Origin of the sequence: Mycobacterium sp. (genome assembly GCF_049683355.1) — a bacterium.
In the GTDB taxonomy this organism is placed as follows: domain Bacteria; phylum Actinomycetota; class Actinomycetes; order Mycobacteriales; family Mycobacteriaceae; genus Mycobacterium.
The window spans coordinates 1-11,261 of sequence record NZ_JBAUJB010000448.1; the positions used below are offsets into that span (position 1 = coordinate 1).

Below are 11,261 nucleotides of genomic sequence, written 5' to 3' on the forward strand. Positions count from 1 at the left end.
GGGCAGTGGCGGGTGGTCGACGGGACCCTGCTGGCGCCCCGGCAGTCCCTGGTGCGCATCGCCACCGGCCGCGACGCCGCCGACATCGCCTTCCTGACCAACCACGACGGGGCGATCACGCTGGACACGCTCATGGTGAGCGCCGTCGTCGACGGCGATCTTCCCAGGGACTCGATGGATCAGCTGGTGTCGATCACCTGAGCCGGTGCGGGTAGGTCTCGTCGCGGTGCTGGAACGACAGGATGGCGGGGTTTTGCACCACACCGTCGCGGATCTCGATGGCCCGCGCCAGCGTCGGGGTCTGCTCCCAGGCCTCGGGCCCGGCCAGCAGCGTTTCCAGGTGCGGCAGCAGCGCCTCGCTGATCTCCCAGGTCGCCGAGTTATACAGGTACGACGGGCTGTGGTCGACGGCGTAGTACTGCACGCCGTTGGCCATCTCGATGACCGGATCGGTGAACGAGGTCGGGCGGGCCCAGTCGAACCCCATGCCGAGGTCGCAGGAGACGTCGATCACCAGGCTGCCGGCAGTGAACGATGCCAGCTCCGCCTCCGTGACGAAGACCAGCGGGGATTCGGGATCCTGGAGAACGCAGTTGACGACGATGTCGAACTCGGCCAGGAAGTCCGCAACCGGCATCCGCCCGTCCGGGGTGTCCGCCCAGATCCGGTCGGGGTTGTCTGGGTTGGGGGTGTCTGCGGCGCGTCCCATCTGCACCATCTGGGTGGAGTGGATCGGTGACGCGACGGCAGCGACGTCTCGGTTGGTCAGCACGTGCACCTCGTCGACACCGTGGGCGTTGAGGCCGGTGACGGCACCGCGGGCGGTCGCGCCGAACCCGATGACCGCAGCACGCAGCCGGCGGCCGTAGCTGCCGGTGATGCCGGCCAGCGCCATGGCGTGCAGCACCGAGCAGTAGCCGGCCAGCTCGTTGTTCTTGTGAAAGACGTGCAGGCCGAACCCGCCGTCGGACTGCCAGTGGTTCATCACCTCGAACGCGATCAGCGTCAGTTGCCGGTCGATCGCGACCTGGGTCAGCGCCGGATCCTGCACGCAGTGCGGCCAGCCCCAGATGGTCTGGCCCACCCGCATCTCAGCGAGGTCGTCGGCCTGGATCTTGGGCAGCAGGACGACGTCGCAGTCGGCGATGAGCTGCTCGCGGCTGCGGATGCCGCCGACCATGCCGGCCAGGGCGTCGTCGGTGGCGCCGAACTGCGCACCGTACCCGTGCTCGAGGAAGAGCTGCTGCTGGATGTGGGGTTCGATCCTGCTGAGATGCGCCGGATGGATAGCCAGTCTACGTTCATTGGGCTTGCGGGACTGCGCCAGCACCCCCAGCGAAAGCCGTTGTGGTTCAGCGCTTCGTGTCATGACGCCGACCCCTTCGACATGGGCCCCGGTTGGTCCCGACCTCCTGACCCTACAGGTCGCGTTGACGCATGCAGTCGGCCTGATTAGCCTGAGGGCAACGCCGACGAGCTGCCGTTGTCACCCGATATGGCTGGTGGTCCGCACACCCTGGGTTCCCACCACGAGCCCGCACCTTTACCGCTCGGACGGACCGACAGGACACCGCATTGGCCATCGCCGACATCGCTGCGTACTCCCATCTGACCGAGGTGGAGATCGAAGCCCTCGGCGACGAACTGGACGCCATCCGCTGTGAGGTCGAGGAGTCGCGCGGAGCCAGGGATACCGCCTACATCCGGCGCACCATCAAGTTCCAGCGCACCCTCGACGTCGCCGCGCGGCTGCTGATCGGCTGTACCCGGTCCCGCACCGGTTGGGCCGTGGGGACGGCGGCGTTGGCCTACGCCAAATCCATCGAGAACATGGAGATCGGCCACAACGTCGGCCACGGCCAGTGGGACTGGATGAACGACCCGGAGATCCACTCGACCACCTGGGAGTGGGACATGGTCGGGGTGTCGTCGCAGTGGCGATACTCGCACAACTACCGCCACCACATGTTCAGCAACATCGTCGGAGTCGACGACGACTTGGGTTTCGGCGTCATCCGGATGACCCGCGACCAACCGTGGAAAACCGAACACCTGTTTCAGCCGCTGCGTAATCTGTTGCTGGCCAGCATCTTCGAGTGGGGGATCGGCCTGCACGGCATCCATTCTGAGCGGGACCGGCTGCTGCCGGACCGCGAAAAGGTGGTCCAGGCAAGAAAGTCCTTCGCCGGCAAGATCGCCCGGCAGTCGATCAAGGACTACGTGCTGTTCCCGGCGCTGAGCCGGTGGCGCTGGCGCCGCACCCTGGCAGCCAATGCGGCGGCGAACCTGCTGCGCAACTTCTGGGCATATGCGGTGATCTTCTGCGGGCACTTCCCCGACGGCGCGGAGAAGTTCACCGCCGACGTGCTCGACAACGAGACCCGCGGCGAATGGTACCTGCGCCAAATGCTGGGTGCCGCCAACTTCAACGCCGGCCCGCTGCTGGCGTTCTCCAGCGGCAACCTGTGCTACCAGATCGAACACCACCTGTTCCCCGACCTGCCGAGCAACCGGCTGGCGCAGATCGCGGTGCGGGTTCGCGAGCTGTGCGACAAATACGATCTGCCCTACACCAGCAGTTCGCTTGTGCGCCAATACTTTCTGGTGCTGCGCACCATCCACAAGCTGGCACTTCCCGACCGGTTCCTGCTCGCCACCAGTGACGACGCGCCGGAAACCGCCTCCGAACGCAAGTTTGCGGGCAGTGCCGACCGTGGCGATTCGGCGGGGGGTCTTCGAACGGCACTGCGTGAGCAGGCGCGCAAACGCCGGTGCTGACACCGACCGTCCGGCGAGGGCGTACCGTTGCGGGTATCGGGCAGCTCGGTTCCGAGCGAACATGCCCGACTAAGAAGGAATTTCACCATGGCGGCACCAACCCAGATCCGATCCCCCTACGACCGGCGGGTCGAACTCGTCAAGGACACCATCAAGGATCACTCCAAGCTCGGCGGCAAGGCCGCGGCCGAGCTCGCCGTGCACGTGCTGCACACTCTGAACACGATTCCCGAGACGGTGCGCTGAGTCGCGCATGACGGTCACCGTGACGCTCTCCGACGGCCGACCGATCAGTACATGCGGTTCGGTGACAGCTTCGTCAAACACCATGACGGCAGCCTCGACGTGGTGCGGGGCGGTGCCCGGCAGCCGTTCAGCTATGCCATGGGTGAGTGGACGCACGTCGAAGGCGATGAGAAGAGATGGAAGAAGCATGGGTTCTGGGGCTGACGGGCGCGCGGGCGGGAACCGGATCGGTTGAAAGTGGCGATCCGTGAACAACTTCTGGCCGCAGTCGGCGGCCGGCGCGGCATAGATGCCGCCGACCGGCTCTGTGAGGCGTGTGTGCTGCTGCTCGACATCGACGCGGCGGCGATCTCACTGGTGTTCGACGGAGCCAACACCGGAACGCTGGGCTCCAGCAGCCAGCATGCCAGGGAGTGCGACGAGTTGCAGTTCACCCTCGGCGAGGGGCCGTGCCTGGAGTCGATCACCCGGCGGGCGCCGGTGTTCGTCACCGACCTCGCCGACCCGCACGACAAGCGCTGGCCCATCTACGGCCCCGCGATGCTCGATCTCAAGATCCACGGCGTGTACGCGATGCCGGTGGTGGTCGCCGGGGAGTACGTCGGTGCTCTGGACTTCTTCCGGGTGTTGCCGGGCAAACTGGCCGGCGGTGAGCTCGCGGGGGCGATCGTCGCTGCGGAGCTGGCGGGAATCCCGCTTCTCGATCTGCTGGACTCCGATATGAAGGCCGCTGCCAGCGATCCCGGGAGCAACGCCTGGACCGAGCTGAACACGCTTTCGCGCGCGGAGGTCAGCCAGGCCACCGGCATGCTCGTGGCGCAGCTGCACATCGAGCCCGCCGAGGCGCTGCTGCGGCTGCGGGCCCACGCCTATGCGACCGGCCGGGCCGCCACCGAGGTGGCCCGCGACATTCTCGAGCGCCGACTCACGCTGGAGTCCGACTGTATGGACGGCGTACCGAATCCTCAGGACGGAGGTCCACTGTGACTGAATCTCCCCGTGAAACCCGCGTTTTGGACGCGGTGGTCACCCTCGTCGACAGCGTGCTCGTCGATTTCGACGTCATGGACCTGCTGACCGAACTCACCGAGCGCTGCGCGACACTGCTCGATGTGGCCGCCGCCGGCTTCCTGCTCGCCGATCCGTTCGACCGGCTGCATCTGCTGGCCGCGACCACCCCACAGGCCCGCGATCTGGAGCTCTTCCAGCTGCAGGCCGACGAGGGTCCGTGCGTGGAGTGCTACGCGAGCGGCCAGCGCGTCTCGGTTGCCGACTTGACGGCTGACGTGCAGCGCTGGCCCCGCTTCGTGCCCGCCGCGCTGGACGCCGGGTTCACCTCGGTGCACGCCGTGCCGATGCGTGCCGCCGGCCTGGTACTGGGTGCGCTGGGCCTGTTCGGCACCGAGCCTGGCGAACTCAACGATGCCGACGTTCTGGTCGCCCAGACCCTCGCGCACATCGCGTGTGTGGCGATCCTGCAGGGTCAGGCCCCGACACCGTCGACGGTGCTGCCGCAGCTGCGCTCGGCGCTGGCCAGCCGGGTGGTCGTGGAGCAGGCGAAGGGGTATCTACGCGAGATCCTCGATGTGTCGGTGGAGCAGGCCTTCACCGTGCTGCGCGCTTACTCGCGCGCCGGCGGCGAACACCTCACCGAAGTCGCTCGACAGCTGATGACCGACCGCCATTCACGCCCGGCGCTGATTGCTTCGATCACCGAATTCGCTTCGGCGCGAAGCGACTAGGGGCGGTGTCGGGCGCGTGCCCGGCGCACCGCCTCGTCGACCAGCCGTTCGGCGACCAGCACGAGCTTGACGTTGTCTGTCTGGCTGGCTCGCTTCAGCCGCTCGATCGCCTCGTCGGCGGTGGCGCCGGTGCGACTGCGAATAATGCCGATCGCCTGATCGACCACCGCGCGACTGCTCAGCGCACGCCGCAGGTGTTCGGTCCGCTGTCGGGCGCTGGCGAGCAGTTCCGCGTTGTGCACCGATACCGCGGCCGTCGCGGCGAACTGGGAACCCAGCCGGACGGCGTGCTCGCCGAACGCGTCCCGGGCACGGGCATAGGTATTGATCGCGCCGATCACCTCTTCGCCGACGATCAGCGGCAGCGACAGCGCGGAATGCACGCCCATGCGCGCCACCCTGCCGCCGAAATGCGGCCACCGGCAGTCACCGCCCAGTGAACCGCTGATCGTGGTCCGCCCGGTCTCCATGCAGGTGATGCACGGGCCTTCGCGGAGCTCTTCGTACTGTGCGCTGTCGATTTCTTCGACGAACTCCGCGGTGGCCGCACATGTCTGCAGACGAGGCACCACGTGCTGGGGCTGTAGCAGCGCGACGCTGGCCCCGTCGACACCGGGGACGGCGTGTGCGGCGAACTGCGCCACGTCACCGACGAGCTCACTGACTTCGCGGGCGCCTGCCACCAGACCTGAGACGCCTCTCAGCCCAGCGTTCAGATCGCTCTCGTCGGCTTCGCGTCGAGCGGACGAAAGATCCTCATGGGGCACCCGGCCGGGCTGCGCGTCGTAATCAGCCATGGTTCCTTGGACGATACCCGCCTGGAGTGCCGACTAATCAGCTCACCAGGGACAGTGCGTGCGCCCGTCGCAGCTTGCCGGACGGGGTCTTGGGGATGGTGCCCGGCGCGAGCACCACGACGTTGCGGGGCCGCACGTCGACCTCGGCGAACACCTCGTGGGCGACTTGCCGTTCGACCCGGCGGACCGCGGCGTCGTCGGCGTAGTCCTTGCACTCCACCGCCACCGCGAACGTTTCGCGGGACCGGCCCGCGTCCAGCCGCACCGCGACCGCGCACCCGGGCTGCACCCCGGCCACCCGGCCGGCAGCACGCTCGATATCGGTCGGGTAGATGTTGCGGCCGGCCATGATGATGACGTCCTTGAGGCGGCCGCACACCACGACGTCGCCGGTCTCGGTGAGGTAGCCCAGATCGCCGGTGTCGTACCAGCCCCGTTCGTTCTGGGCGGCGATGAACCCGCCGACCGTGGTGTAGCCCATGGTGACGGGCTCCCCGCGGACCTCGATGACGCCGACGCCGCGGGCGTCGAGTTCGCTGCCGTCTTCGTCGACGACCCGTAACTCGAGGCCGTGCAGCGGCTTGCCCAGGACGACCAGCCGACGGGTGTGTCCCTTGGTGGCCGGCACTGCGCGGTGCAGCACGGCGAGCAGGTCGGCGTCCACCTCGTCGACGACCATGCCGCCGCCACATTCGGAGAACGACACCGCGACCGTCGTCTCGGCCATGCCGTAGGCCGGGATGATCGCCTCGGGTTTCAGGCCGAAGGGTGCGCCGGCCTCGCAGAGGTCTTCGACGTCGAGCGGGTCCACCTGCTCGGCGCCCGACAGCGCCCACCGCAGCGAGGACAGGTCGAACTCACCGGGGGTGGCCTGGCGGCGCAGCCTTTTGGCCAGCAGGTTGTATGCGAAGTTCGGTGCGGCCGTCATGGTGCCCTTGTACTTGCTGATCAGCTTGGGCCACAACAAGATATCGCTGAGGAAGTCCATCGGCGTGACCTTCACCAGCTCGGCGCCGTAGTACATCGGCACCGTCAGGTATCCGGTCATGCCCATGTCGTGGAAGCACGGCAACCAGGAGACGATCACGTCGGTGTTGATATCGAAGTCGCAGCCGACGGTCATCGCGTCGGCGTTGGCGACGATGTTGGCGTGGGTGATCTGCACGGCCTTCGGGGAGCCGGTGGAGCCGCTCGTCAGCTGCATCAGCGCGACGGCGTCGTCGTCGGTGTCGACCGGTTCGATCGGGTCGGCGGCCAGTAGGTCCTCGATGGTCAGCACCGTCATCCCCATGCCTTCCAGCACCGGTGCGGCGACCATGAACGGGTCGGAGATGACGACGGCTCTTGCCGCGATCATGTCGATGACGGCGGTGGTCTCTTCAGCCCAGCGCACCAGGTCGGTGCGCGGTGTGGGCTGGTGGACCATGGTGGCGCTGGCGCCGCGCATCCAGATGCCTTGGGCGGTCGGTGCGATCTCGACCGGCGCGCCGGCCAGCACGGCGACGGCGTCACCGGGGCCGATGCCCGCGGCGGCCAGTCCACCGCCTACGCGGCGGGCCCGTGCGTGCACCTCCGTCCAGGAATGGCGCACGGGTGCGTGCGGCTCGCCGGTGATCAGGCCTTTGGTGCTGCTTTGGGCGTTGGCGTACATGGTCTCGGTAAATCGGCTCATGGAAGCCCCTAACGCTGCTTCGGCGCGAAAACGCCTGTGATCTGTGCCCGTGGCCCGCGAAAAAGTTGCTGGTGCGTCAGGGATTGCGCGAGCCGCTGGAGTTCGACTGCCGCGAGGTGGTGGTGAGTCGCGGTAATGTCAGACCTCCTCGGTTCCCCAGACGGTTCCCGATCCAGTCAAATCGAGGGTCGCGACATGTCAGACGGGCTGACTGTACCGGCTGGACCGGATAAGGCCAGCCAGGCACGTCCGATGTACCACTGATCGTTACGACCTCGGAAACGTTGCGACACCAAACCCCCACTGGGGCGCACAACGTGAATGATCGGCTGACGTCGAACACTCGGCAGGGACAAGACATCGCCGCCGTGACGTTTCCGCAGGGCTGAGAGCCAACCCTGCTAAACCATACCGCGTCGGTCCATAGCTGCCCCGCATCCCCGGTCGACGTTGCCGAATCGCGACGTCGGCGCGCTCCGGGCAGCGCGGGTAGTTCGCTGGATGCCGCTGCCAGACCATGAATTCGTCGCCCAGGGCGCGGTGCCGGCGCGGATTCCGCAGCGCAGACCATGCCCAACTGACTCATCGGTAAGAAATCCGCAAAGCCGCCCGGTGGGCCGGTTAGACACGGTAAGCAGTTGGCCATGGGTGCGGGGTCATATGTGGGTCGAGTGGGCAGTCTGGCGGTCGCTCTGGGAATCGGTGCCGCGATCGTCATGGGGGCGGGTTCGGCCGCAGCCGACGACGACACAGGCTCCTCATCAGCCACAACATCGTCAACGTCGTCAACGTCTTCCAGCACGTCGTCCGCGTCTTCGGCGTCCTCGGGCGAGGCGTCGTCGACGCGGTCGAAGTCCCGCGACACCAGGGACTCCGACACCGACGACTCAGCCGACACCGATGACTCAGCCGACCCCCAAGCCGACCAGGACCCCCAAGCCGACGAGGACTCCTCCGACGACGAGCAAGACAACTCCGATGTCGAGGACGACACCGACGTCAAGAATCGGGCCAACGAGGCGCCTGTCGAGGAAGCCGAGGAACCGGCCGACGAACCCGAGGTGGTCGCCGAGGAGCAGCCGGTCGAGGTGGTCGACGATGAGCCGCTGGTTGCCGAAGCCGCGCCGGTCGAGCCCGTCGAGGTCGTGACGACGGAACTGTCCGCCGTCACCGCTGAAGAAGCAACGGACGACACCGAGGCCCCTGTCGCACCGACGGTGACCTCTCTGGTGATGTCGCTGGTCGCCGCCGGTCGGGAGCTGACGACCGAGTCCGAGGCCGAGCAGGTGGGCACCAGCCTGGCGGTGGCCGCCGCCGAGCAGTACCCGATCCCGACCGACGTCGAGATCATCGAATGGACACCGCCGTTGGAGTGGCTGCAGCGGATCCCGGTGCTCGGGCCTCTGGTGGTCACACCGCTCGTCGGGCTCGCGCATGTGATCCCGTTCGTCGGCGACGTCATCCACCCGGTGATCGGGTTCCCGATCGACCACCGGGCTCCGGCGGGCGCCCCGGCGCCCCGCAGCTTCCTGGTCAGGTCGTTCGACGGGGCCAAGATCTTCGTCAACTTCATGCCGGCCGAGGGGCTTCAGGCCGGGGAGCAGGCTCCGACGGTGATGTCAGGCTCGGGGCTGGGCCTGCCCGGTTCGACGACGCTGGAACTGGAGGTCGACAGCTTCCTGCCCAACGACGTCATCGGCATCGGCGCGCTGCGCGGGGCGGGCTACAACGTCGTCACCTGGGATCCGCGCGGGGAGTGGCGCTCCGATGGCCGGATGCAGTTGCAGTCACCGGATTTCGAGGGCCGCGACGTCTCGCACATCATCAGCTACCTGGCGACGCTGCCCGAGGTCGCGCTGGACGGGGCGAACGATCCGACGCTGGGCATGGTCGGTGCGTCCTACGGCGGCGGCATCCAATTGGCCACGGCGGCAATCGATCATCGGGTAGACGCGATCGTGCCGACGATCGCCTGGAACAGCCTCACCGAGGTGTTGTTCCCCGACTCCTCGGTGCGCAGTGGTTGGGGCACGCTGCTGAGCGCGGTCCTGGTCGCCACGCTGTCGCGGCCGAACGAGCGGATCCTGCCCGCGGCGATCGTGGGCATCCTCACCGGGCAGGTGGCGCAGTCGGACCTCGACCTGCTCAACGACCGGGGCTACGCCGACCAGATCGGTGACATCACCGCGCCGACGCTGCTGATCCAGGGCACCGTGGACACGCTGTTCACACTGGGGCAGGCCGACGCCAACGCCCTGTCGCTGATCGATGCGGGAACCACCACCAAGGTGCTGTGGTACTGCGGCGGCCACGGCACCTGCCTGAGCGACTTCAACGACGGCGAGGTCGTCATCGGCCGGACGCTGGACTGGCTGAACCGGTACGTCAAGGGCGAGGCTGTGGACACCGGGGCGCAGTTCGAGTGGGTGGATCAGAACGGCGACTGGTTCTCCTCGGACAGCTATCCCGCGCCGGGGTCGATGACGTCGGTGACGGCGGTGCGCACCGATCGCCGCACGATCGCCTACATCCCGTTCCTCGGCGGTTCGGGACCCAACCCGTTGGTCATCACCAGGGGACTGGTGCCGGCGCTGCTCGGCGTGCCGTCGGCGACGTGGGCGTTCAACGCGGTGAACCTGCAGGTTCCCGATGCCACCGAGACGACGCACATCGTCGGCGCACCGGAGCTGACGCTGACCTATTCGGGCAATGGCAACGCCGAGCACGTGTATGCCCAGATCGTGGACGACAGAACGGGTTTGGTGCTGGGCAACCACATCACCCCGATTCCGGTCGAGTTGGACGGGCAGACGCGCACCGTGACGATCCCGATGGAACAGATCGCACACACGCTGGCGCCGGGGCAGTCGGTGACCGTGCAGGTGGTGACCTCGGCGTTCAACTTCCTGAACTTCTACTCCTTCGGAGCCATCACCGTGGAGGGGATGTCGGTGCGGCTGCCGACGCTGGCGGCTGCGCAGGCGGTCGCGGCCGCGTAGTTGTCGGTGCAGCGCAACGCTCAGGGCTGGGTGTCGGCAGGGACCACGCGACGCACGGCGACATCGGGTAGGTGGCGCTCGGCAAGTTCGTAGTCGGCGTCGTCATGGAGCACCACCAGTCCGCGGGCGGCCGCGGTCCCGCAGACCAGTAGATCCACAACCGACAGCGCTCGCGCCGCGCCGACGCTTGAAAGCCGGTGCTGTGCCGTATCAATCCACCGCCACACGGATTTGGCGACCGGCACATCCGGGTAGACGTCGCAAAACATTTGGTTCATCTGATCGAACTCGTCGGCGTTGCGGGCCGATCGACGGAACTCGGCACGTTGCGGTTCGCACGAGCCGACCGCGCCGCTGGCCACGGGGGCGCTCCATACTTCGGTGAGTTCGGGTTGTCGCTGCAGCCGCCAGACCGCCGACGAATCCACCAGGAACTGGATCAATGCCCGACGGCCTTCTCGTCGGCCCGCGCGGCGAGCCAGCCGTCGTAGTCCCACCCCTTCGCTTGTTCACGGGAACGGGCCAGCGCTTCGATCCGCCGGAAGCGGTCCACGTAGTCCCGCATCGCGAGGTTCACGGCCTCTTTTTTGGTGTGTACGCCGGCCAGCCGCATCACCTCGGCCAGCGCTTCATCGTCGAGGTCGATCTGCGTCACGGACACTGCGCCTCCAATGTTGGCGATGTTGGTACCGAGCATATATCGCCAACATACGTGGTTCGTTGAGACTGCGCTGACGGCAGAGCTCACTCGCATTTTGCCGCCCTGGACGCAGTGTCAACGGCGGGGTCAGTCCAGGTTGACGACGCCGGCGCGCCAGGTGTCGAGGATCTCGTCCACGCGGTCGCGGACCCGGTGCCGGGCGTCGTCGCGGTCGAGGCCGGACATCAGCAGGTCGTCGTAGTCGGTGTCGACGTGCCTGACGGACGCGGCGACGGCGAGGCGGATGGCTTTGGGATCCAACGCGCGACCGGCGGCACTGCGCCCCACGCGGCCGCTGCCGCGCAGGGCGGCGTGGTAGGCGATGGC

At 67.4% G+C, this 11,261-nt stretch carries 10 protein-coding genes and 3 pseudogenes; 7 read left to right on the forward strand and 6 right to left on the reverse strand.

Features of this window, described 5'->3' with window-relative positions; all coding sequences use genetic code 11:
* Positions 1-201, forward strand: a pseudogene (locus WA944_RS25530) (transglutaminase-like domain-containing protein); the annotation flags it as partial.
* On the opposite strand, the gene WA944_RS25535 reads toward WA944_RS25530, so the two are convergent.
* A complete protein-coding gene (locus WA944_RS25535) occupies positions 194-1,369 on the reverse strand; it encodes a N(5)-(carboxyethyl)ornithine synthase (RefSeq protein ID WP_526374719.1) in 1,176 nt (391 codons plus the stop codon). The pseudogene WA944_RS25530 and the gene WA944_RS25535 sit on opposite strands and share 8 nt — an antisense overlap.
* A gap of 206 nt (positions 1,370-1,575) precedes the next feature.
* Here WA944_RS25535 and WA944_RS25540 point away from each other — a divergent pair, with 206 nt between their 5' ends.
* From WA944_RS25540 to WA944_RS25560, 5 genes are all read left to right on the forward strand, one after another.
* On the forward strand, positions 1,576-2,778 hold the full coding sequence (locus WA944_RS25540) for a fatty acid desaturase family protein (RefSeq protein WP_526610145.1): 1,203 nt from the start codon (positions 1,576-1,578) through the stop codon (positions 2,776-2,778).
* Positions 2,779-2,865: 87 nt separating this feature from the next.
* Positions 2,866-3,024 (forward strand): DUF6307 family protein, encoded by a 159-nt coding sequence (locus WA944_RS25545; protein WP_526610143.1) that lies wholly within the window; start codon positions 2,866-2,868, stop codon positions 3,022-3,024.
* A 51-nt stretch (positions 3,025-3,075) separates the two neighbouring features.
* Positions 3,076-3,228 carry a hypothetical protein gene (locus WA944_RS25550; protein ID WP_526374713.1) on the forward strand — a complete coding sequence of 51 codons (153 nt, stop codon included), beginning with the start codon at positions 3,076-3,078 and terminating at the stop codon, positions 3,226-3,228.
* A 33-nt stretch (positions 3,229-3,261) separates the two neighbouring features.
* On the forward strand, positions 3,262-4,011 hold the full coding sequence (locus WA944_RS25555; RefSeq protein WP_526374711.1) for an ANTAR domain-containing protein: 750 nt from the start codon (positions 3,262-3,264) through the stop codon (positions 4,009-4,011).
* Positions 4,008-4,766: a GAF domain-containing protein gene (locus tag WA944_RS25560; RefSeq protein ID WP_526374709.1), complete on the forward strand. Its 759-nt coding sequence runs from the start codon at positions 4,008-4,010 to the stop codon at positions 4,764-4,766. The genes WA944_RS25555 and WA944_RS25560 overlap by 4 nt, the downstream gene beginning before the upstream one ends.
* Here WA944_RS25560 and WA944_RS25565 read toward each other — a convergent pair.
* Together WA944_RS25565 and WA944_RS25570 are read right to left on the reverse strand one after the other, a co-directional pair.
* Positions 4,763-5,563: a GAF domain-containing protein gene (locus tag WA944_RS25565; RefSeq protein ID WP_526374707.1), complete on the reverse strand. Its 801-nt coding sequence runs from the start codon at positions 5,561-5,563 to the stop codon at positions 4,763-4,765. The genes WA944_RS25560 and WA944_RS25565 overlap by 4 nt on opposite strands.
* Positions 5,564-5,600: 37 nt before the next feature.
* A complete protein-coding gene (locus tag WA944_RS25570; RefSeq protein WP_526610140.1) occupies positions 5,601-7,235 on the reverse strand; it encodes a fatty acyl-AMP ligase in 1,635 nt (544 codons plus the stop codon).
* Between the two features lie 644 nt (positions 7,236-7,879).
* Here WA944_RS25570 and WA944_RS25575 point away from each other — a divergent pair.
* Positions 7,880-10,234 (forward strand): CocE/NonD family hydrolase, encoded by a 2,355-nt coding sequence (locus WA944_RS25575; RefSeq protein ID WP_526647463.1) that lies wholly within the window; start codon positions 7,880-7,882, stop codon positions 10,232-10,234.
* A gap of 20 nt (positions 10,235-10,254) precedes the next feature.
* Here WA944_RS25575 and WA944_RS25580 read toward each other — a convergent pair.
* The 3 genes and pseudogenes from WA944_RS25580 to WA944_RS25590 all read right to left on the reverse strand — a co-directional run.
* A pseudogene (locus tag WA944_RS25580) lies at positions 10,255-10,645 on the reverse strand (PIN domain-containing protein).
* A 97-nt stretch (positions 10,646-10,742) separates the two neighbouring features.
* A pseudogene (locus WA944_RS25585) lies at positions 10,743-10,895 on the reverse strand (type II toxin-antitoxin system VapB family antitoxin); the annotation flags it as partial.
* A 126-nt stretch (positions 10,896-11,021) separates the two neighbouring features.
* Positions 11,022-11,261, reverse strand: a 240-nt coding sequence (locus tag WA944_RS25590; protein WP_526647464.1) for a DUF2293 domain-containing protein, incomplete at its 5' end; no start/stop codon positions are given.

Bases quoted from the DNA above. Each gene is read 5' to 3' on its own strand.
- WA944_RS25535 (WP_526374719.1), bottom strand. From the start codon at position 1,369: ATGACACGAAGCGCTGAACCACAACGGCTTTCGCTGGGGGTGCTGGCG.
- WA944_RS25545 (WP_526610143.1), top strand. From the start codon at position 2,866: ATGGCGGCACCAACCCAGATCCGATCCCCCTACGACCGGCGGGTCGAA.
- WA944_RS25550 (WP_526374713.1), top strand. From the start codon at position 3,076: ATGCGGTTCGGTGACAGCTTCGTCAAACACCATGACGGCAGCCTCGAC.
- WA944_RS25565 (WP_526374707.1), bottom strand. From the start codon at position 5,563: ATGGCTGATTACGACGCGCAGCCCGGCCGGGTGCCCCATGAGGATCTT.
- WA944_RS25570 (WP_526610140.1), bottom strand. From the start codon at position 7,235: ATGAGCCGATTTACCGAGACCATGTACGCCAACGCCCAAAGCAGCACC.
- WA944_RS25575 (WP_526647463.1), top strand. From the start codon at position 7,880: ATGGGTGCGGGGTCATATGTGGGTCGAGTGGGCAGTCTGGCGGTCGCT.